Source organism: Streptomyces sp. NPDC002884, from assembly GCF_040295245.1.
Classification (GTDB): domain Bacteria; phylum Actinomycetota; class Actinomycetes; order Streptomycetales; family Streptomycetaceae; genus Streptomyces.
On record NZ_JBEOVB010000036.1, the window covers coordinates 14,577 to 36,900 of the forward strand.

The 22,324-nt window shown below is 71.5% G+C and carries 17 protein-coding genes; 10 read left to right on the forward strand and 7 right to left on the reverse strand.

Going from position 1 to position 22,324, the window contains the following annotated elements; translation table 11 throughout:
• The first annotated feature begins 179 nt into the window (after window positions 1-179).
• The 4 genes from ABT070_RS39050 to ABT070_RS39065 are packed head-to-tail and all read left to right on the forward strand — an operon-like array spanning window position 180 to window position 7,334.
• Window positions 180-2,378 carry a 1,4-beta-glucanase gene (locus ABT070_RS39050; protein WP_351767678.1) on the forward strand — a complete coding sequence of 733 codons (2,199 nt, stop codon included), beginning with the start codon at window positions 180-182 and terminating at the stop codon, window positions 2,376-2,378.
• Window positions 2,375-4,354, forward strand: coding sequence for a beta-galactosidase (locus tag ABT070_RS39055; protein ID WP_351767679.1), 1,980 nt, complete (start codon window positions 2,375-2,377; stop codon window positions 4,352-4,354). The genes ABT070_RS39050 and ABT070_RS39055 overlap by 4 nt, the downstream gene beginning before the upstream one ends.
• Complete coding sequence (locus tag ABT070_RS39060; protein WP_351767680.1) at window positions 4,351-6,594, forward strand: glycosyl hydrolase family 95 catalytic domain-containing protein; 2,244 nt, start codon at window positions 4,351-4,353, stop codon at window positions 6,592-6,594. The genes ABT070_RS39055 and ABT070_RS39060 overlap by 4 nt, the downstream gene beginning before the upstream one ends.
• Before the next feature lie 26 nt (window positions 6,595-6,620).
• Window positions 6,621-7,334, forward strand: a complete 714-nt coding sequence (locus ABT070_RS39065; protein WP_351767681.1) for a glycoside hydrolase family 12 protein — start codon at window positions 6,621-6,623, stop codon at window positions 7,332-7,334.
• A 77-nt stretch (window positions 7,335-7,411) separates the two neighbouring features.
• Here the strand turns inward: ABT070_RS39065 and ABT070_RS39070 are convergent, their stop codons facing one another.
• Window positions 7,412-9,454 (reverse strand): glycoside hydrolase family 31 protein, encoded by a 2,043-nt coding sequence (locus ABT070_RS39070; protein ID WP_351767682.1) that lies wholly within the window; start codon window positions 9,452-9,454, stop codon window positions 7,412-7,414.
• 219 nt (window positions 9,455-9,673) lie between these two features.
• A complete protein-coding gene (locus ABT070_RS39075; RefSeq protein WP_351767683.1) occupies window positions 9,674-10,687 on the reverse strand; it encodes a LacI family DNA-binding transcriptional regulator in 1,014 nt (337 codons plus the stop codon).
• A 413-nt stretch (window positions 10,688-11,100) separates the two neighbouring features.
• On the opposite strand from ABT070_RS39075, the gene ABT070_RS39080 reads away from it, so the two are divergent.
• Entirely contained in the window at window positions 11,101-13,035 is a 1,935-nt protein-coding gene (locus ABT070_RS39080) for an acyl-CoA dehydrogenase family protein (RefSeq protein ID WP_351767684.1), read from the forward strand.
• 38 nt (window positions 13,036-13,073) lie between these two features.
• Here the strand turns inward: ABT070_RS39080 and ABT070_RS39085 are convergent, their stop codons facing one another.
• From ABT070_RS39085 to ABT070_RS39105, 5 genes are read right to left on the reverse strand one after another with little or no spacing between them, the layout of a single operon-like run.
• The gene (locus ABT070_RS39085) at window positions 13,074-13,796 is read right to left on the reverse strand and encodes a hypothetical protein (RefSeq protein ID WP_351767685.1); all 723 of its coding nucleotides are present in this window, start codon (window positions 13,794-13,796) and stop codon (window positions 13,074-13,076) included.
• Window positions 13,793-14,854: a hypothetical protein gene (locus ABT070_RS39090; RefSeq protein WP_351767686.1), complete on the reverse strand. Its 1,062-nt coding sequence runs from the start codon at window positions 14,852-14,854 to the stop codon at window positions 13,793-13,795. The genes ABT070_RS39085 and ABT070_RS39090 overlap by 4 nt, the downstream gene beginning before the upstream one ends.
• Before the next feature lie 11 nt (window positions 14,855-14,865).
• Window positions 14,866-15,723 carry a ThiF family adenylyltransferase gene (locus tag ABT070_RS39095; RefSeq protein WP_351767687.1) on the reverse strand — a complete coding sequence of 286 codons (858 nt, stop codon included), beginning with the start codon at window positions 15,721-15,723 and terminating at the stop codon, window positions 14,866-14,868.
• Between the two features lie 34 nt (window positions 15,724-15,757).
• The gene (locus ABT070_RS39100) at window positions 15,758-16,198 is read right to left on the reverse strand and encodes a type II CBASS E2 protein (RefSeq protein WP_351767688.1); all 441 of its coding nucleotides are present in this window, start codon (window positions 16,196-16,198) and stop codon (window positions 15,758-15,760) included.
• 1 nt (window position 16,199) lies between these two features.
• Complete coding sequence (locus ABT070_RS39105) at window positions 16,200-16,379, reverse strand: hypothetical protein (protein WP_351767689.1); 180 nt, start codon at window positions 16,377-16,379, stop codon at window positions 16,200-16,202.
• A gap of 244 nt (window positions 16,380-16,623) precedes the next feature.
• Here ABT070_RS39105 and dxr point away from each other — a divergent pair, with 244 nt between their 5' ends.
• The 5 genes from dxr to ABT070_RS39130 all read left to right on the forward strand — a co-directional run bounded on the left by dxr (window position 16,624) and on the right by ABT070_RS39130 (window position 22,282).
• Window positions 16,624-17,877, forward strand: a complete 1,254-nt coding sequence (gene dxr, locus ABT070_RS39110; protein WP_351767690.1) for a 1-deoxy-D-xylulose-5-phosphate reductoisomerase — start codon at window positions 16,624-16,626, stop codon at window positions 17,875-17,877.
• Complete coding sequence (locus ABT070_RS39115) at window positions 17,874-19,178, forward strand: M50 family metallopeptidase (RefSeq protein ID WP_351767691.1); 1,305 nt, start codon at window positions 17,874-17,876, stop codon at window positions 19,176-19,178. The genes dxr and ABT070_RS39115 overlap by 4 nt, the downstream gene beginning before the upstream one ends.
• Before the next feature lie 233 nt (window positions 19,179-19,411).
• The gene (gene ispG, locus ABT070_RS39120) at window positions 19,412-20,569 is read left to right on the forward strand and encodes a flavodoxin-dependent (E)-4-hydroxy-3-methylbut-2-enyl-diphosphate synthase (RefSeq protein WP_351767692.1); all 1,158 of its coding nucleotides are present in this window, start codon (window positions 19,412-19,414) and stop codon (window positions 20,567-20,569) included.
• A gap of 312 nt (window positions 20,570-20,881) precedes the next feature.
• On the forward strand, window positions 20,882-21,730 hold the full coding sequence (locus tag ABT070_RS39125; protein ID WP_351767693.1) for a GNAT family N-acetyltransferase: 849 nt from the start codon (window positions 20,882-20,884) through the stop codon (window positions 21,728-21,730).
• Window positions 21,731-21,751: 21 nt separating this feature from the next.
• The gene (locus tag ABT070_RS39130; protein WP_351767694.1) at window positions 21,752-22,282 is read left to right on the forward strand and encodes a GNAT family N-acetyltransferase; all 531 of its coding nucleotides are present in this window, start codon (window positions 21,752-21,754) and stop codon (window positions 22,280-22,282) included.
• The last annotated feature ends 42 nt before the right edge of the window (window positions 22,283-22,324 follow it).

Sequence of the window (22,324 nt, forward strand, 5' to 3'; positions counted from 1 at the left end):
CCACCGCGCCGGAGTGGGAAGCACGGCGGCCGCAGGTTCGTCGTGGTCAGCCGTGCCCCTCAGGCCGAGCGGGACCGGCCCCGTTCAGGGGCGCGGGGAACTGCGCGGCCGGCCCCCACTGCCCGCAGACGAACGACACCCTCCCAACCCGCAGACCCTCACCCACCGAGGTACCCCACATGCGCCCCACCCGCCGCATCCTCCTCACCGGCACCGCAGCCGCCGCCGCGGTCACCGCGCTCCCGCTCACCCAGGACCAGGCCCAGGCCGCACCCACCCGACCCGGCTCGACCGCCGGAGGCTACCGGTGGCGCAACGCCGTGATCGGGGGCACCGGTTTCGTCACCGGCGTGCTCTTCCACCCGGCCGTCCGCGGTCTCGCCTACGCCCGCACCGACATCGGCGGCGCCTACCGCTGGGACGACCGCGCGGCCCGCTGGACCCCGCTCACCGACCACCTCGGCTGGGACGACTGGAACCTCCTCGGCGTGGAGGCCCTCGCCGTCGACCCCGCGCACCCGGACCGCCTCTACCTCGCCCTCGGCGCCTACGCCCAGTCCTGGGCCGGCAACGGCGCCGTTCTGCGCTCCGAGGACCGCGGCGCGACCTGGACCCGTACCGACCTCACCGTGAAGCTCGGCGGCAACGAGGACGGCCGGGGCACGGGGGAGCGGCTGCTGGTCGATCCGCGGGACAGCGACACCCTGTGGCTGGGGACCCGGCACGACGGGCTCCTCAGGTCCACCGACCGGGGCGCCACCTGGGCGGCGGTCACCGGCTTCCCGCCCACCCCGAGCGCGAGCGGCCAGGGCGTCACCCTCCTCGTCGCCGCGGGCCGCACCCTCTACGCGGGCTGGGGCGACTCCGACGGGACGACCGCCAACCTGTACCGGACCGCCGACGGCGTCACCTGGGAGGCCGTCCCCGGCCGGCCCACCGGCACCTCCGCCAAGGTGCCCGTCCGCGCCGCCCACGACCGCCACACCCGCGAGCTGTACGTGACGTACGCCGACGCGCCCGGCCCCAACGGCCAGGCGGACGGCAGCGTGCACAGACTGGCGACGGCGAGCGGCAAGTGGACCGACGTCACCCCGGCCCGGCCCGCGGACGGCGACACCTTCGGCTACGGCGGTGTCGCCGTGGACGCCCGGCGACCCGGCACCGTCGTCGTCTCCACCAACAACCGCTGGGCGGCGGTCGACACCCTGTACCGCACCGTGGACGGCGGCCGCACCTGGACGTCGCTCAAGGACGCGGCGGTCCTCGACGTGTCCGAGACCCCGTTCCTCACCTTCGGCACCGACGCGCCCAAGTTCGGCTGGTGGATCCAGGCCGTCGCCGTCGACCCGTACGACTCGCAGCACGTCGTCTTCGGCACCGGCGCCACGCTCTACGGCACCCGGGACCTGAAGCACTGGGCCCCGCAGGTCCGGGGCCTGGAGGAGACCTCCGTGCGGCAGCTGATCTCGCCCCCGACCGGACAGGCGCACCTGATCAGCGGTCTCGGGGACGTCGGCGTGATGTACCACGAGCGGCTCACGGCCTCGCCGTCCCGGGGCATGGCGACGAACCCCGTGTTCGGGACGGTGACGGGGCTCGCGCAGGCCGCGGACAGACCGTCGTACGTCGTCCGCACCGGCTGGGGCGACCACGGCAACGGCGCATGGTCCGCCGACGGCGGCAAGTCCTGGGCGCCCTTCGCGGCCCAGCCCGCCCTCGCCGAGAACGCACCGGGGCCCATCGCCACCAACACCGACGGCAGCGTCCTGCTGTGGACCTTCGTGCACCGGGACGGCACCAGGTACCCCGCCCAGCGCTCCACGGACAACGGAGCGACCTGGTCCGAGGTCTCCTCCTTCCCCAAGGGCGCCACCCCGCTCGCCGACCCGGCCGACCCGGCGCGCTTCTACGCGTACGACACCGACACGGGAACCCTGTTCGCCAGCACGGACGGCGGCCTCACCTTCACCGCCCGCGCGAGCGGACTGCCCTCCGGAGACAGCCAGTTCCAGCTGGCCGCGGCCCCGGGGCGGATCGGCGACCTGTGGCTGAGCACCAAGTGGAACGGCCTGTACCGGTCCACCGACGGCGGTGCGGGCTTCACCCGGGTGACCAACTGCTGGGCCTCGTACACCCTCGCCTTCGGCAGGGCCGCCGACGGCGCCGCGTACCCGGCGGTCTACCAGGTCGGCTCCACGGAGGCGATCACCGCCGTGTACCGCTCCGACGACGGTGCGCGGACCTGGGTGCGGATCAACGACGACCGGCACCAGTGGGGCTGGACCGGCGCGACCATCGCCGCCGACCCGCGGATCCACGGCCGGGTGTACATCGCCACCAACGGCCGGGGCATCCAGTACGGGGAGCCCGTCCGATGACCGCCGTCGACCGGCCGGGCCTCGCCGACGCCACCCGCGGCCGCATCCTCTTCGGCGGCGACCACAACCCCGAGCAGTGGCCCGAGGAGACCTGGCACGAGGACGTCCGGCTCATGCGGGACGCCGGCGTCAACTCGGTCACCCTCGGTGTCTTCTCCTGGTCCAGGCTCGAACCCGAGCCGGGCGCCCGGGAGTTCGGCTGGCTCGACACGCAGATGGACCTGATGCACGCGAACGGCATCGGCGTCGTCCTCGCCACCCCCACCTCCGCCCCGCCCCCGTGGCTCGGCCGGCTGCACCCGGACACCCTGCCCCGCGACGAGAACGGCGACGTCGAGTGGTGGGGCGGACGTCAGCACTTCTCGCACTCCAGCGCCACCTACCGCCGGCACGCCGCCGCCATCACCGAGGACCTGGCCGCCCGCTACGCCGGCCACCCCGCCCTCACGATGTGGCACATCAACAACGAGTACTGCACGGCCGATCACGGCGACGAGGCGGCCGCCGCCTTCCGCCGCTGGCTGCGCGAGAAGTACGGCACCCTGGACGCCCTCAACACCGCCTGGGGCACCGACTTCTGGAGCCAGCGCCACGACAGCTGGGACAGCGTCCTGCCCGCCCGCCGCACCCACTACCTGAAGAACCCCGCTCAGGTCCTGGACTTCCGGCGCTTCACCTCCGACATGCTCCTGGAGTGCTACCTCGCCGAGCGGGACATCGTCGCCCGGCACACCCCGCACATCCCGGTGACCACCAACTTCATGCCCCTGTTCGTCGGCCAGGACGCCTGGCGCTGGGCCGAGGAGGAGGACGTCGTCTCCGTCGACCTCTACCCCGATCCGCGCGACCCGCTCGGCGCACAGCACGGGGCACTGGTGCAGGACCTGACCCGCTCCCAGGCGCGCGGCCCCTGGATGCTGATGGAACAGGCGGCAGGACCGGTCAACTGGCGCGGGGTGAACCACCCCAAGCCGCGCGGCCTCAACCGGCTCTGGTCCCTCCAGGCCGTGGCCCGCGGCGCCGACGCCGTCTGCTACTTCCAGTGGCGCCAGTCCCGGCAGGGCGCCGAGAAGTTCCACTCCGGGATGGTCGGCCACGCGGGGGAGCGGGGCCGCGTCTTCCAGGAGGTCAAGCGGCTGGGCGCCGAACTCGCCCGGATCGGCCCGGAGGTGACGGGCAGCCATGTCACGGCGGACGTGGCGATCCTGCACGACTGGCACGCCTGGTGGGCCGGCGCCCAGGACGGCCGTCCCTCCACCCACGTCGACCACCCGGCCGTCCTGCACGCCTGGCACCGCGCCCTGTGGGAGAGCCGGCTCACCACCGACTTCGCCCACCCCGCGCACGACCTCACCGGCTACCGGCTGGTCGTCGTCCCCCAGCTGTACGCGATGGAGGACACGGCGATCGACAACCTGCTCGCCTACGTCCGCGGCGGCGGCACCCTCGTGGCCGGCTTCCTGACCGGCGTGGCCGACGAGGACGACCGGGTCCGGCCCGGCGGAATGGACGCCCGCCTGCGCGAGCTGTTCGGCATCCGCACCCTGCACGAGTGGTGGCCGCTGGAGCAGGGGGAGCGCGTCGGGACCGACGACTTCCGCGGGACCCTGTGGTCGGAGGAGCTGGAAGCCGAACCGGACGCGGTGCGGGTCGTCTACAAGGGCGGCGAACTCGACGGACTGCCCGCCGTCCTGCGCAACGACCGCGCCTGGTACGTCTCCACCCTCCCCGAACCCGACGCCCTGCGTGGGCTGCTGGCCCGCATCGCCGCCGACGCGGGCGTCCGGCCCGTCCTCGAGGGCCTCCCGCCGGACGTCGAGGCGGTGCGCCGGGGCGAGCTGCTGTTCCTGCTGCACCACGGCCGCGAGCCGGTGACCTTCGAGCTGCCTGGCACCCACCACGACCTGCTGACCGGGGACCGCTTCACGGGCGGGATCACGCTGGGCCGCTACGGCGTGGTGGTGTTGCGCTCATGACCGACTCCGCGTCCCGGGCGCACCCCGCCCTGCCCAGCACCGACCGTCCGGTGCACGGAACCCACGAGTACCGGCCCGCCGCCCGCTGGGAGGACGCCTTCCTCAGCGGCAACGGCCGGCACGGCATTCTCACGTTCGGCGACCCGTACGACGACCGGGTCGTCGTCACCCACCACAGCCTGGTCCGCCCCAACGGCGCCGAACATGCCCGCCCGCCGGAGCTCGCCGCGGAACTCCCCGCTCTCCAGGACAAGTTGCTGGCCGGGGAGTGGGAGGCCGCCGAGAGCTTCACCGACCACCGGCCGCTGCAATGGGTCCAGCCCTTCCACCCGGCCTTCCGGATCCGGCTCAGGGCGCCCTCGGACGAGCCGCGCCGATACCGCCTGCGGGCCGTCGACTTCACCACCGGCGAGGCCACCGCGACCTGCGCGGGCGGCGTCAGCCGGGTCTTCGTCTCCCGCGCCGACGACGTGATCGTCCAGCAGGTCACCGGCCTCGACCTGGACATCTCCCTCGACCACCGGCTGCCGGGCGCGCCCGCCGACCTCGCCGTCGGCCAGGGGTCCGTCCTCACCCCGGACGGCGCCCTGCTCACCCTGCGCGCCCGCTACCCCGGCAGCGACCGCGGCTACACGGGCGTGACCCTCGTCGTCGTCACCGGCGGCCGCACCCGGCTCACCCACCCCGGTGTACAGGTCACCGGAGCCGAGTCCGTGCTGCTGCTCACCCGCGTCCGCAGGCACACCGGCGAACTGGACGTCACCGGGGAACAGCGTGCTCTGGGCGAGCTGCCGCAGCTCTACGACGACCTGCTCGACCGCCACCTCCCGCTCCACCGCACCGCCTACGAGCGCGTCACCCTCGACCTGCACGCCGAGCCGGGCGAGCGCGGACTGCCCGGCTCCGAGCTGCTGGAACGCCCCCGCAGCACGGCGCTGCTCGAACGTCTCTTCGCGGCCGGGCGCTACCACCTCCTCTCCTCCTCGGGCCTCAACCCGCCCCGCCTGCCCGGCCTGTGGACCGGCGACTGGGACACCGCCTGGGCCGGGGGATTCACCAACGACGCCAACGTCAACCTCCAGACGGCCTCCGCCGCGGCCGCCGCCCTCCCCGAAGTCACCGACGCGCTGGCCGCCCTGATCCACCGGCAGTCCGACGACTGGCGGGAGAACGCCCGCGCGGTCTTCGGCGCCCGGGGCGCGGTCGCGCCCGCGCACAGCGACGGCGAGTCCGGGCTGACGTACCACTTCAGCCGCGAATACCCGCTCCACCTGTGGACGGCCGGCGCCGACTGGCTGCTCAAACCCCTCGTCGACCACGACGAGACCCGCGGCGGACGCGACCCGCGCACCGCCGCCGCCCTCGCCGAAGTGGCCCTGTTCTACGAGGACTTCCTCACCCGTACCGATCCCGGCGACCCCGAGGGGCCGCTCGTCGTCGTCCCCTCCTACTCGCCGGAGAACCGGCCCACGGGCGGCAGCTGGGGCGCGGTGAACGCGGCCATGGACCTCTCGGCGGCCCGGCACGCCCTGCTCACCGCCGCCGCGTACCACCCGGACGACCCCGAGCGCGTCGGCCGCTGGCGTGCCCTCGCCGACCGTCTCCCGCCGCACCGGATCAACGCCGACGGCGCCCTCGCCGAGTGGGCCCGCCCCGGCCTCGGCGACACCTACGACCACCGCCATCTGAGCCACCTCTACGGCGTCTGGCCCCTCGACGAGATCAATCCCTACGACACCCCGGACACGGCCGCCGCCGCCCGTCGCGCCCTCGAACTGCGCGGCTCCGAGAACGACTCCGCGCACGGCCACCTCCACCACGCGCTGATCGCGGCGCGGCTCCGGGACGGCCGGCGGGTCGCCGACGCCCTCGGCGAGGTCCTGGACGGCGACTTCTTCCACGACTCCCTGATGAGCGCCCACTACCCCCACCGCGACGTCTACAACGCCGACGCCGCGCACGCCCTCCCCGCCGTGCTGATCGAGGCGCTCGTCCAGTCGACCCCCGACCGGCTGGTCCTCCTGCCCGCGCTCCCCCCGGCGCTCCCGTCGGGCGAACTGCGGGGCGTGCGGACCCGGTTCGGCGCCGAACTCGACCTCTCCTGGGGCCCCGACGGCACCCGGGCCGTCCTGCGGCCGGGGCGCGGTCACCGCATCGAAGTACGGACTTCCTCCGGCGGCGCATCGCCGCTCGACCTGGTCGCCGGAGAAGACCACGTCCTCACCTCGGGGACGTGGTGACTCCCCCCACCCATGGAAGGGACACCATGGCAACACGTACGTCGAGCAGGATCGGCATGGCCCTGCTGGCCCCGGCGCTCGCACTCGGCGCCACCGTCGGACTCGCCGCCGCCCCCGCCCAGGCCGCCGTCTGGAACTCCTGCGACCAGTGGGGCAACACCAGCCTGAACGGCTACACGCTCTACAACAACATCTGGGGCTCCGGCGCCGGCAGCCAGTGCGTCTGGGCCAACTCCGGCACCAACTGGGGCGTCTGGGCCAACCACCCGAACACCGGCGGCATCAAGTCGTACCCCAACTCCAAGAAGGTGATCAACAAGACGATCACCTCGCTCGGTTCGCTGTCCAGCAGCTACAACGTCACGGTCCCGTCGTCCGGCGCCTACAACACGTCGTACGACATCTGGGACACCGACTACGACTACGAGATCATGCTCTGGGTGAACTACAACGGCGCCGTCGGGCCGCTCGGCACCTCCCAGGGCAACGTCACCCTCGGCGGCCACACCTGGACCGTCTACAAGGGCAGCAACGGCGCGAACGAGGTGTTCTCGTTCCTGCGCACGTCCGACTCGTCGTCCGGAACCGTCAGCATCCTGCCGATCCTCAAGTGGATCAAGGACACGAAGGGCTGGTTCGGCAACGAGACCATCGGTGACGTGCAGTTCGGATACGAGATCACCTCGTCCTCGGGCGGGCTGGACTTCGTGACCAACAACCTCACCGTCAGCAGCAGCTGACCTCGGGGCAGGTTCCACGGGCGGTCGGTCCCTCCCTTGATCGGGGACCGGCCGCCCGTGTTCCCCTGCCCGTGCGGCTACCCCGTCACCGGCAGCCGCGCCCCGTCCCGCAGGAACAGCGGGAGGCGGTCCAGCGGGGCGTCGACCGTCACGGCCGTGCCGCCCTCGTACGTCTCGCCCGTCCACGCGTCCGTCCAGCTCGCGCCCGCCGGGAGGTAGGCCGTGCGGGCCGTGGCGCCCGCCGTCAGCACCGGGGCGACGAGCAGGTCCCGGCCGAAGAGGTAGGAGTCGTCCACCGACCAGGTCGCCGGGTCGTCCGGGAACTCCAGGAACAGCGGCCGCATGGGCGGCAGCCCCTCCTCGTGCGCCTCCCGCATGACCGTCAGGACGTACGGCTTGAGCCGCTCGCGCAGCCGCAGGTACTTCTCCAGGACCGCGCCGGCCTCCTCGCCGTACGACCACACCTCGTTCGGGCCGCCGGTCATGTCCGGACCCAGCGGCATGCCCGGGTCGCGGAAGCCGTGCAGGCGCATCAGCGGGGACAGCGCGCCGAACTGGAACCAGCGGACCATCACCTCCTGGTACGCCGGGTCGCTCGGGTCGCCGCCGTGGAAGCCGCCGATGTCGGTGTTCCACCACGGGATGCCCGACAGCGCGGTGTTCAGTCCGGCCGCGATCTGCCGGCGCAGGGTGGCGAAGTCGGTGCCGATGTCGCCGGACCACAGGGCGGCGCCGTAGCGCTGGCTGCCCGCCCACGCCGAGCGGTTGAGGCTGATGATCTCGTCCTCGCCCGAGGCGCGCAGCCCCTCGTAGAAGGTGCGGGAGTTCTCGGCCGGGTAGCTGTTGCCGACCTCCAGGCCGGGGCCCGCCCAGTAGCGCAGGTTCTCCTGGAAGCCGGGCTTCAGCTCCGGCTCGCAGGCGTCCAGCCAGAAGGCCGTGATGCCGTACGGGGCCAGGTAGTTGTCACGGATCTTCGACCACACGAACTCCCGGGCACCGGGGTTCGTCGCGTCGTAGAACGCCACCTGGACCGTCGACGCGACGCCCTTGTCCGGCCAGTCGGCGTGGGCCATCGGGCCGTACTGGGTGCCGATGAGGTAGCCGCGCTGCTCCATCACCGGATGGTTCTCGCTCAGCGGCGACACCGAAGGCCAGACGCTCACCACCAGCTTGACGCCCAGTTCCTCGAGTTCACGGACCATCGCCGCCGGGTCGGGCCACTCGGCCAGGTCGAACTTCCAGTCGCCTAGGTGGGTCCAGTGGAAGAAGTCGCAGACGATGGCGTCGAGCGGCAGGCCCCGCCGCTTGTACTCCCGTGCCACGCCGAGGAGTTCGTCCTGGGTGCGATAGCGCAGCTTGCACTGCCAGAAGCCGGCCGCCCACTCCGGCAGCATCGGGGTGCGGCCGGTGACCGCGCTGTAGCGGCGCTGCGCGTCGGCCGGGGCGCCGGCGGTGATCCAGTAGTCGATCTGCCGGGCCGAGTCCGCGACCCAGCGGGTGCCGTTGCCGGCCAGTTCGACCCGGCCGATCGCCGGGTTGTTCCACAGCAGGGTGTAGCCGCGGCTGGAGGTGAGCACCGGGATGCCGACCTCGGCGTTGCGCTGGACCAGGTCCAGGACCAGGCCCTTCTGGTCCAGGCGGCCGTGCTGGTGCTGTCCGAGGCCGTACAGCTTCTCGTCGTCGTACGCGGCGAAGCGCTGCTCCAGGCGGTGGTGGCCGTTGCCGACGGCCGTGTAGAGGCGGGTGCCCGGCCACCAGAAGTGGGCGCGTTCCTCGGCCAGGATCTCGGTGTGGTCGTCCGTCCGCAGGAACCGGATCACGCCCTCGCCGTTCACCTCGACGGTGAGCGCGCCGACGGTCAACCGGCCCTCGGCGTCGGTGAGTTTGACGCTGCTCTCGGTGGCCGGCGGCTCGTCGAGGAGCGCGCCCGGCAGCCCTTCGAGGATCGGCCCGCCGAGCCGGGCGCGCACCCGGACGGCGTCCGGACCCCACGGCTCGACCCGCAGGGTCTCCTGGCGGCCGCTCCACTCCAGCGCGCCGCCGTCCTCACGGAAGGTGCCGACCGTGGGCGACGACTGCGCGAGGCTGACCTGAGGCTGGTTTTCGGCAGGCTGGTTCATGTGAGGTGCTCCTTGAAGGAGTGCAGACATGGCGGTGCCCTGGCAACGGGCGCGACGGCGGAAGAGCGGAGGTGCGGCAGGGCGGCTGAGAGAGGGCGGCGGAGAGGCAGGGCGGGGTGCGGCAGAGCGGAGGGACGGCAGGGCGGCGGGGAGGCAGGGCGGGGGTGCGGAGGAGCGGGCGGTGCGGCAGGGCGGAGGTGCGGCAGGGCGGGGTGGGTGTCAGGAGGCGGTGGGCGCCGGTCCCGTGCTCGCCCGGACCGTCAGCTCGGGCGCGATCAGCACGACTTCGTCGCCGGCGTGCCCCTCCAGCTTGGCGACCAGGCGTTCCACGGCGTGCCGGCCCATGTCCTGCGCGGGGATGGCGACCGACGTCAGCCGCACCGAGGCCTGGACGGCGACCTGGTCGGGGCAGATGGCCACCACCGACACGTCCTCCGGCACGGCCCGGCCCTGCTGGCGCAGCAGCGCGAGGAGCGGCTCGACCGCCGACTCGTTCTGCACGACGAACCCGGTGGTGCCCGGACGCTCGTCGAGGACCCGGGCCAGGGTCACGGCCATCGCGTCGTACCCGCCCTCGCACGGGCGGTGCAGCAGCCGAAGGCCCAACTCCTTCGCCCGGTACCGGAGTCCGTCGAGGGTGCGCTCGGCGAAACCGGTGTGCCGTTCGTAGACGGCCGGCGCCTCGCCGATGACAGCGATGTCACGGTGCCCCAGCATCGCCAGGTGCTCCACGCAGAGCGCGCCGGTCGCCGCGAAGTCCAGATCGACGCAGGTCAGGCCGGAGGTGTCGGCGGGCAGTCCGATCAGCACGGACGGCTGGTCGGTGGAGCGAAGCAACGGCAGCCGCTCGTCGTCGAGCTCGACGTCCATCAGGATCATCGCGTCGGCGAGCCCGCTGCCGGTGACGCGGCGGACCGCGTCGGGGCCCTCCTCGCCGGTGAGCAGCAGGACGTCGTACCCGTACGTGCGCGCGGTGGTGGCCACCGCGATGGCGATCTCCATCATCACCGGCACGTAGATGTCGGTGCGCAGCGGGATCATCAGCGCGATGATGTTCGACCTGCTGCTGGCCAGGGCGCGGGCGCCCGCGTTCGGGTGGTAGCCGAGCTCCCGGATGCTCTGCTCGACCCGCTGCCGGGTGGTCGTGGAGATGGACCGCTTGCCACTGAGGACATAGCTCACCGTGCTCGCCGAGACTCCGGCGTGCTGGGCGACCTCGGCGAGGGTGACCATCCAGCTCTCCAAGTTTTGTGAAGCGCTTCGACAGTGCGCGGGGCGAACAGGGGCGGGTGAGGGTGGTTCGACAGTAGCTCCAGCGGGGGTGGGTGTCCATAGGTTGTCGAAGCGCTTCGACAGCGAGTTGTGGGGGATTGGTGAAGAAGAGTACGGCAAGCTTTTCCGGCCCCGCGGCCACCACTCGTTCGGCGCAGGCTCCCCGGCGACGACGAGCGCGTCCCCGGCGCCGGAGCCGATGCCGGGCCCTTGCGGGGAACGGGCCGCCCGGACCGGAGCCGCACGCGGCCGACGGTGGCCGGACGTACGCGCGTGGGGTGGCCACCTCGCCCCGGATCGGGTACCAACGATCGAGTAGCACCCATCGGTAACCAATGTGGCCCGAGATCCCGATTCGCGGCGAGGTGAGCCTCATGTCCGCACCACCCCTCAAGAAACCCACTGTCACCGAGCGTGAGGCGCGCCAGGTCGCCGAGGCCGCTCGGGAGCAGGACTGGCGCAAACCCAGCTTCGGCAAGGAACTGTTCCTCGGCCGCTTCCGGCTGGACCTCATCCATCCCCATCCGCTCCCCACCGACGAGGCCGTCCGGCGCGGCGAGCAGTTCCTGACGAAGCTCCGCGCCTTCTGCGAGACGGAGGTGGACGCGGCCCTCATCGAACGTGAGGCCCGTATCCCCGACGCGGTGATCAATGGGCTCAAGGAGCTCGGCGCCCTCGGTATGAAGATCGACCCCAAGTACGGCGGTCTCGGTCTCACCCAGGTGTACTACAACAAGGCGCTGGCCCTGGTGGGCTCGGCCAGCCCCGCGGTCGGCGTGCTGCTCTCGGCGCACCAGTCGATCGGCGTGCCGCAGCCGCTGAAGCTGTTCGGCACCCCGGAGCAGAAGCAGCGGTTCCTGCCGCGCTGTGCCCGCACCGACATCAGCGCCTTCCTCCTCACCGAGCCGGACGTCGGCTCCGACCCGGCGCGCCTCGCGACCAGCGCGGTACCGGACGGGGACGACTACGTGCTCGACGGGGTGAAGCTGTGGACCACCAACGGGGTGGTCGCCGACCTGCTGGTCGTGATGGCCCGGGTGCCCAGGAGCGAGGGCCACCGCGGCGGAATCACCGCCTTCGTCGTGGAGGCGGACTCGCCCGGCATCACCGTCGAGAACCGCAACGCCTTCATGGGCCTGCGCGGCATCGAGAACGGCGTGACCCGCTTCCACCAGGTGCGGGTCCCGGCCGCGAACCGCATCGGCCCCGAGGGCGTGGGCCTGAAGATCGCCCTGACCACGCTCAACACGGGACGCCTCTCGCTCCCCGCGTCCTGCGTGGCGGCCGGCAAGTGGTCGCTGAAGATCGCCCGTGAATGGTCCGCGGCCCGCGAGCAGTGGGGCAGGCCGATCGCCCACCACGAGGCCGTCGGCGCGAAGATCAGCTTCATCGCGGCGACCACCTTCGCCCTGGAGGCGGTGCTCGACCTCTCCTCCCAGATGGCGGACGAGGACCGCAACGACATCCGGATCGAGGGCGCGCTGGCCAAGCTCATCGCCTCCGAGCTGGGCTGGCGCATGGCCGACGAACTGGTCCAGATCCGTGGCGGCCGCGGCTTCGAGACGGCGGCTTCGCTCGCCGCCCGGGGCGAGAAGGCCGTCCCCGCCGAGCAGGTCCTGCGCGACCTGCGGATCAACCGCATCTTCGAGGGCTCGACGGAGATCATGCACCTGCTCATCGCGCGGGAGGCCGTCGACGCACACCTCTCGGTCGCCGGTGACCTGATCGACCCCGACAAGTCCCTTCAGGACAAGGCGAGGGCGGGCGCCAACGCGGGTGTCTTCTACGCCAAGTGGCTGCCGAAGCTGGTCGCGGGACCTGGTCAACTCCCTTCCTCCTACGCGGAGTTCAAGCACGGCGTCGACCTCTCCCCGCATCTGCGGCACGTCGAGCGGCACTCCCGCAAGCTCGCCCGCTCGACCTTCTACGCCATGTCCCGCTGGCAGGGCCGGATGGAGACCAAGCAGGCCTTCCTCGGCCGGATCGTCGACATCGGCGCGGAGCTGTTCGCGATGAGCGCGGCCTGCGTGCGCGCCGAACTCCTGCGCTCGCGCGGCGAGAACGGCCGGGAGGCCTACCAACTCGCCGACGCCTTCTGCCGTCAGTCCCGGATCCGCGTCGACGAGCTCTTCGGCCGGCTGTGGAGCAACACCGACGACGTGGACGGCAAGGTCGTCAAGGGCGTCATGTCCGGCACCTACGAGTGGCTGGAGCAGGGCGTCGTCGACCCGTCCGGGGACGGTCCCTGGATCGCCGACACCACACCGGGGCCCAGCGAGCGGGCGAACGTCCACCGCCGCATCCGCTGAGCCGGCGCCGGGACGTGTGTCCGCCACGGTGCGCGGACTCACGTCCCGGCGGCGCTGCCGCCCCCGCCTCCCGGTGCCCTCCTGGTCAGCACCCGGACCACGTTCGTGGGAACGGTGATCACCCGGCTCCTGGCCCGGGCGGTCACCGCCAGTTCGACCCAGCGCGGCATCGGATCCGGCGGCAGGGCGGCCCCGGCCCGCAGCTCGAGACGTCTGATGAGCTGCGACTCCAGCTGCCACAGCGCGATGTCCAGGCCGCCCTCGGGGACGTCGTACGACAGCGTCCGCGTGAACTCGGACTCCGTGTTCACCGAGATGGTGGACCTGGTGAGCCGGGACCACTGCGCGCTGGCCTGCGCGGCGAGGAACGGGATGTCCAACTTCGCCTCGAGACCGATGGTGGTCGCGAGCTCCCGGGCGGTCTCCTCGCTGACGCCCACGCGGACCGTCCGCTCGTCGGTGAACTGGCTGGGCCCGTCGGTGGACACCACCCACAGCAGCCGCCAGCGCTGCGCATGGCCCAGCCGGAACGTCAGCAGCTCCGAGGCCGCGTCCAGCTGCGCCGGGGCCAGCGTGCCGAAGCCCAGCTCCTGCGCGAGCAGCCGACGGGTGAACGCCGGGGCGGAGATGCTGCGCGAGACCAGCCAGGCGGACTGGCGGTGCTGGAGCTCGCCGAGCGCCGAACCCACCGACTCGCCCTGGAAGGCGGGCGGTTCGCGGTGCGTCAGGGCGATGGTGCGCCGGTTCGTGGTCGTGCTCATGGCCGGGGTCCGCTCTGCCCGCCCCGGGCGGGCGGCCCGGCGGGCTGGTGCAGCGCCCGTCGGTGGATGTCGGCCGCGCACTGCGCGATGGACTCCACCGCCTCGAGCGCGAAGGCGAGATCGCCGGACCGGTCGCCGGTCAGACTGACCTCGATGGTCTGGCTCCCCGCGACGGTCACCTTCAGCAGCCCGTCGCTGGTGTGCGCCGAGGACGGGTACAGCACGTGCAGGGTCACGGGGATCCGGCCGGCCCAGATCACCTGGCCGGTCACCGCGATCCGGTCGGAGCGGACGACATGGCGCAGCCCGCCGTACTTCGCTATCAGGTCCCGGTCGCGGGCCAGCCGTTCCTGGCCCTGGGGCGAGTCGGTCCAGCCCGGCACCGACAGCGGGACGGGCCCCCGCGTCCCCGGATCGGGGACCGCCACGGCCGAACCCGCCGAACCCGCCGAACCCGCCGAACCCGCCGAACCCGCAGAAGTCGCCGGACCCGCCGGGCCCTGCGGCCCCTCCGCCACGATCAGGTTCTCTCCCGCCAGCTCGTAGTAGTGCCGGTCGCCCCGGACGAAGAGGAAGTGCCGGGCCGACGCGAATCCACGGCTGTCCGTGCCCAGGCTGGCGAAGAAGAAGTCGTGGTTGTGCCCCTGGGCGTTCACCGTGTCCCGGTACCCCTCGATGTCCCCGGGACTGAGGTTGCGCAGCCGGTTGGGATGGTGACTGTGCCAGCTGCCCAGATGCTCGATCTCGGGGTACCGCTTCTCCAGCCGCCGGAACTCCTGGGTCTGGAACTCGGTGTCGCCGCGGTGGAACGTGGGGGTGCGGTCCGCCCGCGGCCCGTCGTCGATGTAGTCCACGACGTGCAGTTCCAGCCGCTCCATCGCCGCCTGACGCTCGTCCAGGCGTTCGGAACGCTTCGTGCCCCGGATGAACCCGACGTACTTGCCGCCCACCTCCACCTTCGGATGGCCGAGGATCTCCTGCGTGAAGCGGTGCGTCACCCGGGGCCGTACGAAGACCCGCAGCGTGGCTGGGCATTTCTTCCGGGCTGTTCCGAACATCTCCACCGTCCTCACTCGCTGCCCGTGTCGGGTCCGGTGGCCGGTCCACAGGTGAGGTGGCACCCGGTGAGCGGCCGGAGCAGGATGCGCGTGTTGTCGTACGAATTGCCGAAGAGGCCTTCCGCCCGGCGGATGCCGACGGTCAGCCAGTTGAAACTCGGCTGGAGCAGATACCGCGAACGGCGGCCGCCCAGCAGGGAGAGCACGTAGTGGGCGTGGTACGAGGCCACGATGGAGATGTCGGCGGCCAGCCCGGAAGCCGCGAAGTCGGTCTCGCTCAGGCCGTAGATCCGCTGCTGTTCCTCGTCGGTGAGTTCCAGCCAGTCGTCGAGGTCCAGACCCCGGTCCATGCAGAACTTCAGCTTGCAGTCGTGGCAACCGGTCTCGCCCGGGAGATAGGCGTAGACCTCGCCGCCCAGTCCGGTGCGGAACACCATGCCGAAGACACACGGGACGCGGCTGCGCACACACAGCTCGTTGACGTAGTTGCGGGCCACGGCGTCGTCGACCGCGCAGACCACCAGGGTCGCCCCGGCGATCGCCCGCTCGATCTCGGGGGACCCGGTCACGTCGTGCGCGAAGGAGTCGACCCTGCTCGCCGGGTTGCGGTCCATGAGCCATTCCGTGGCGATGTCGGTCTTGAGCCGCCCGAGGTCGCTGCGCCGCGCCGGATGCTTGACCAGGTTCTCCGGCTGGAGCACATCGGGGTCGAACAGCGCCCAGTCACGGATGCCGCACATGGCCAGGCGCTCCATGACCACGGTGCCCCCGCTCCCCAGGCCGACCAGGACGATCCTGGCCCGGCCCAGTTCGGAGGTGTCGAGGAGATAGTCGATGCGGGATGTGTCGAGCACCGCGTCAGCGGTCATGCCAGGACCTCCTCAGATGCCTGGTGGCCCCTTGTCAGTGGGGCTGCTGCGGGCCCGGCCATACCTGCCGCTCGACCCAGATCTCGTACTTGTTGAGCCAGATCGCCGCCTTCGCGACCACGGCGGCCGCCGAGAAGAAGGAGGACCACTGTCTGCGACGCATCACACAGATCGTGCCGTCCGCGTACATGTGCGGGTTCTTCACCGGAGTCCAGCCGTGCGGCCAGACCTGCGGAAGGCTGTGCGGATAGCCGTCGGGCAGATCGATCCAGATGCCGTACTGGGTGCCGGCGAACGTCTGCAGCGGACCCCTGGCGACCGCCCATGTGCCCGCGCGCGGAGTCGTGGAGTCCAGGACGAACCTGGGGAAGTGCAGCGCGAGGATGCGTCTCTCCTCGGCCAGCCGGCCGCCCACCGGATCGGCGCCGATGACCAGGCTGCGGGTGACCTTGATGTCCCGCGCCTCGCCCGCCACGTCAGGACCGGCCCGTCCGGGAGTACTCCCCCTTCTGGTCGGCGATGCCGACGATCGGCTTGTTGATGAACCCGGCGGGTGACCTTCCGGCGGCATAGATGTTGCCGTCCTCACCGACCTCCACGAGGTCGTTGTCACCCAGCGATGACAGCAGTTGCTCCGCCTCTGCGCGGCTCGTCATCAGAACCCCCCGATCGATCCGCAGATCCTGCGCCGAAAGCTAACGGCACCGATAGGTGAAGTGCCAACGAAAAAGGCGAAGTGGTCCTTACGGGAAACTGCGCGAAAAACTACGTACAGCGGACGATATGAAATGCACATCGCCGACCAGGTTCGGCCATGCGCGAGGGGGCGTACCCGACCGGTGGGCGCTCCCGGGGGACACCCCGGTCCTGCCGCGCACCCGTTGCGGCAACAATGGGGGGATGAGCGACAGTCCAGCCCCCCTCGCCGACCCGCACCTCGTCTACGACCCGGTCGCGGTCGACGGCCCGAAGGACGTGGTGATCCTCGGCTCCACCGGTTCGATCGGCACCCAGGCCATCGACCTCGTGCTGCGCAACCCGGACCGCTTCCGGGTGACCGGCCTGTCCGCCAACGGCGGCCGGGTCGCCCTCCTCGCCGAGCAGGCCCGCAGGCTGCGGGTGCGGACCGTCGCGGTGGCCCGCGAGGACGTCGTGGCGGCCCTGCGCGAGGCACTCGCCGCCGAGTACGGGACGGGGGAGCCGCTCCCCGAGATCCTGGCCGGCCCGGAGGCCGCCACCCAGCTCGCCGCCTCCGACTGCCACACCGTCCTCAACGGCATCACGGGCTCCATCGGCCTCGCGCCCACCCTCGCCGCCCTGAAGGCGGGCCGCACCCTCGCGCTCGCCAACAAGGAGTCGCTCATCGTCGGCGGCCCGCTGGTCAAGGCGCTCGCCGAGCCCGGCCAGATCATCCCGGTGGACTCCGAGCACGCGGCCCTCTTCCAGGCCCTGGCCGCCGGCACCCGCGCGGATGTGCGCAAGCTGGTCGTCACCGCCTCCGGCGGCCCCTTCCGGGGCCGCACGAAGCGGCAGCTGGCCGACGTGACCGTCGAGGAGGCCCTCGCCCACCCCACCTGGTCCATGGGCCCGGTGATCACGATCAACTCCGCGACCCTGGTCAACAAGGGCCTGGAAGTCATCGAGGCGCACCTCCTCTACGACATTCCCTTCGACCGTATTGAGGTCGTCGTGCATCCCCAGTCGTATGTCCACTCGATGGTGGAGTTCACGGACGGATCGACGCTGGCCCAGGCGACGCCCCCCGACATGGGAGGGCCGATCGCCGTCGGTCTGGGCTGGCCCCGGCGCGTCCCCGACGCGGCGCCCGCCTTCGACTGGAGCACGGCGTCGACGTGGGAGTTCTTCCCGCTCGACAACGAGGCCTTCCCCTCGGTGAACCTCGCCCGGCATGTGGGCGAGCTCGCGGGCACGGCCCCGGCGGTGTTCAATGCCGCCAACGAGGAGTGTGTGGAGGCGTTCCGCAAGGGCGCGCTCCCGTTCAACGGGATCATGGAGACCGTCACCCGGGTCGTGCACGAGCACGGCACGCCGGCGGCGGGAACTTCACTCACCGTGTCGGACGTCCTCGAAGCGGAGACCTGGGCACGAGCCCGGTCCCAGGAACTGACGGCTACCGCGGAGGCGCGTGCATGACAGCCCTGATGATGATCCTCGGCATAGTCGTCTTCGCGGTCGGCCTGCTGATCTCGATCGCCTGGCACGAGCTGGGGCACCTGTCCACGGCCAAGCTCTTCGGCATCCGGGTGCCGCAGTACATGGTCGGCTTCGGCCCGACGATCTTCTCGCGGAAGAAGGGCGAGACCGAGTACGGCGTCAAGGCGATCCCCTTCGGCGGCTACATCCGCATGATCGGCATGTTCCCGCCGGGCGACGACGGCCGGATCACGGCCCGCTCCACCTCACCCTGGCGCGGCATGATCGAGGACGCCCGCTCGGCCGCCTACGAGGAGCTCCAGCCGGGCGACGAGACGCGCATGTTCTACACGCGCAAGCCGTGGAAACGGGTCATCGTGATGTTCGCGGGCCCGTTCATGAACCTGGTGCTCGCGGTGGGCCTGTTCCTCACCGTCCTGATGGGCTTCGGCATCCAGCAGCAGACCACCACCGTCAGCTCGGTCTCCCCCTGCGTCATCTCGCAGAGCCAGAACCGCGACGAGTGCAAGTCGACCGACCCGGCCTCCCCGGCCGCGGCCGCCGGCATGAAGCCGGGCGACAAGATCGTCTCCTTCGCGGGCGAGAGGACGAACGACTGGAACACGCTCTCCGACCTGATCCGGGTCAGTGCCGGCAAGGACGTGGCCATCGTCGTCGACCGCGGCGGCAAGGAACTGACCCTGCACACGACGATCGCCACCAACCAGGTCGCCAAGAAGGACTCCGACGGGACCTACGTCCAGGGCGAGTACATCAAGGCCGGCTTCCTCGGCTTCAGCGCGGCCACCGGCGTCGTCAGGCAGGACTTCGGCGACTCCGCGTCCTGGATGACCGACCGGGTGGGAGAGGCCGTCGACTCCATCGCCGCCCTCCCCGGCAAGATCCCGGCCCTGTGGAACGCCGCCTTCGACGGCGCCCCCCGCGAGCCCGACTCACCCATGGGCGTGGTCGGCGCGGCCCGCGTCGGCGGCGAGATCTTCACCCTGGACATCCCGGCCTCGCAGCAGCTGGCGATGGCCGTGATGCTGGTCGCGGGCTTCAACCTCTCCCTGTTCCTCTTCAACATGCTCCCGCTGCTCCCGCTGGACGGCGGGCACATCGCGGGCGCCCTGTGGGAGTCGCTGCGCCGCAACCTGGCCAAGGTCCTGCGCAGGCCGGACCCGGGCCCGTTCGACGTGGCGAAGCTGATGCCGGTGGCGTACGTGGTGGCAGGCATCTTCATCTGCTTCACGGTGCTGGTCCTCATCGCGGACGTGGTGAACCCGGTGCGCATCTCGTAGTCACCCTCTCGTCACACGCGGTTTGCGGCGGCCCGGGACGATACGTTCCGGGCCGCCTTCCGCGTGTTCCGGACCGTTTTCCGGCGAGTGGGTTTGACGGCCCGGGGGTCCCCCCGCCGAGTGGTTCGAGGCGGGGGCGTGCTCGTGCCGGTGCCGGTGCCGTAATCTCGAAGCCTGGAACCCGCCTCCGACGGGACCTGGGCCTTGATCCACGACTTGGGGTTGCACAGCAGATGACTGCGATTTCTCTCGGCATGCCGTCCGTTCCGACCAGGGTGGCCGAGCGCCGTAAGAGCCGGCAGATCCAGGTCGGATCCGTGGCGGTGGGCGGAGACGCCCCGGTGTCGGTGCAGTCGATGACGACGACCCGTACCTCCGACATCGGTGCCACGCTTCAGCAGATCGCCGAGCTGACGGCGTCGGGTTGCCAGATCGTGCGGGTGGCCTGTCCCACCCAGGACGACGCGGACGCGCTGGCGACGATCGCCCGGAAGTCGCAGATCCCGGTGATCGCGGACATTCATTTCCAGCCGAAGTACGTCTTCGCGGCGATCGAGGCGGGCTGTGCGGCGGTCCGGGTGAACCCGGGCAACATCAAGCAGTTCGACGACAAGGTCAAGGAGATCGCCAAGGCGGCGAAGGAGCACGGCACCCCGATCCGTATCGGTGTCAACGCCGGTTCGCTGGACCGCCGTCTGCTCCAGAAGTACGGCAAGGCGACCCCCGAGGCCCTTGTGGAGTCCGCGCTCTGGGAGGCCTCCCTGTTCGAGGAGCACGGTTTCCACGACATCAAGATCTCGGTCAAGCACAACGACCCGGTGATCATGATCGAGGCGTACCGGCAGCTCGCCGCCCAGAGCGACTACCCCCTGCACCTTGGTGTCACCGAGGCGGGTCCCGCCTTCCAGGGCACGATCAAGTCGGCGGTCGCCTTCGGCGCGCTCCTCGCCCAGGGCATCGGCGACACGATCCGGGTCTCCCTGTCGGCGCCGCCGGTCGAGGAGGTCAAGGTCGGCAACCAGATCCTGGAGTCCCTCAACCTCAGGCAGCGCGGCCTGGAGATCGTCTCGTGCCCGTCCTGCGGGCGGGCCCAGGTCGATGTCTACAAGCTGGCCGAAGAGGTCACGGCGGGCCTCACGGGCATGGAGGTCCCGTTGCGTGTCGCCGTCATGGGCTGCGTCGTCAACGGTCCGGGTGAGGCCCGCGAGGCGGATCTGGGTGTCGCCTCCGGCAACGGCAAGGGTCAGATCTTCGTGAAGGGCGAGGTCATCAAGACCGTCCCCGAGTCGAAGATCGTGGAGACCCTCATCGAGGAGGCCATGAAGCTGGCCGAACAGATGGAGGCGGACGGCATCACCTCCGGCGAGCCGTCGGTCTCGGTCGCCGGCTGACGACCGACCTTCGACACCGGCCGGGCCCGTGAGGGCCCACCGGCCCGTCCGGCGCTCACGGACGAGGTCGTAGAGGTCCACCGGCCCGTCCGGTGCTTGTCGGTGAGGCTGTGCAGGTCCCACCAGCCCGTCCGGCGATTGAGGACGAGGCCGTTCAGGCCGACAGCGGGGGTTCGGGGGCGGCAGCCCCCGGGAGACGGGACGACAGCCGACGGTCACAGCAGACGAACGCCCGCTGAACACAGGTCGGCACCGCCCAGCTTCCGCAGGTACAGTGCGGGGATCAGCAGACCTGAGTGTGAGGCCCCGCGCGTGTTGACCCAGACCACCTCCCGGGTCCTCGAACCGAGCGACCTGGACGCCGCGCTCGCCGTCCTCGACCGCGAGCCGGTCGCCAACGCCTTCGTCACGTCGCGCGTACAGGTCGCGGGCCTCGACCCGTGGCGGCTCGGCGGCGAGATGTGGGGCTGGTACGAGGACGGCATGCTGACGTCCCTGTGCTACGCGGGGGCCAACCTCGTCCCGATCTGCGCGACACCGCGAGCCGTGCGCGCCTTCGCCGACCGCGCCCGCCGGGCCGGCCGCCGCTGCTCCTCGATCGTCGGCCCCGTCGAGCCGACGACCCGGCTGTGGCGCCTCCTCGAACCCCACTGGGGCCCGGCCCGCGAGGTCCGCGGCCAACAGCCCCTCATGGTCACCGACCGCATGCCCACCGACATCGCCCCGGATCCCTACGTCCGCCGCATCCGCAAGGACGAGATGGACTCGATCATGCCGGCGTGCGTGGCGATGTTCACCGAGGAGGTCGGCGTCTCCCCGATGGCCGGCGACGGAGGCCTGCTCTACCAGGCCCGGGTGGCCGAACTCGTTGGCTCCGGGCGCTCGTTCGCCCGCCTCGACGACCGGGGCAGGGTCGTCTTCAAGGCGGAGATCGGCGCGGCGACCTCCCACGTCTGCCAGATCCAGGGCGTGTGGGTGGCCCCGGAGTACCGGGGCCAGGGCCTGGCCGCCCCCGGCATGGCCGCGGTCCTGCGCTACGCCCTGGCCGACGTGGCCCCGGTGGTCAGCCTCTACGTGAACGACTTCAACACCACGGCGAGGCGCACGTACAGGAGGGTGGGCTTCCAGGAGGTCGGCGCCTTCATGAGCGTCCTCTTTTAGCGCCCCTGTAGGCTCCCCGCCATGGACCTCGTGATCGGCCCCTTGGACCTTCCCGCCCATGTGGACGAGGCCCTGGCCGTACAGGCGATCGCCTTCGGACTGGGCCCCGACGAGGTCGCCGTCCGCCGGCAGATCGTCCTGCGTCACATGGCGCACCCGGGTGCGAGAGCCTTCGGCGCGACCGCCGGAGACCGGCTCGTCGGCTTCGTCTACGGCATGCCCAACGACCGCACCCACTGGTGGTCGACGGTCGTACAGCCCTACCTCCGGGCCCAGGGCAACGAGCACTGGCTGGACGATTCCTTCGTGATCACGGAACTGCACGTCCATCCCGCCCACCAGAACCGGGGCGCCGGCCGGACCCTGATCACCACGATCACCGACACCGCGACCCAGCCCCGCTCGATCCTCTCCGCGATCGACACCGAAAGTCCCGCCCGGGCCCTCTACCACTCCCTGGGCTACCAGGACCTGGCCCGCCGGGTGCTGTTCCCCAGTGCCCCGCGCCCCTACGCGGTGATGGGCGCCCCGCTCCCCCTCCTGCGCGGGTAACGGATTTCCGGCCCGCCACGCTCCCGGCTAACCTCCTAGCCA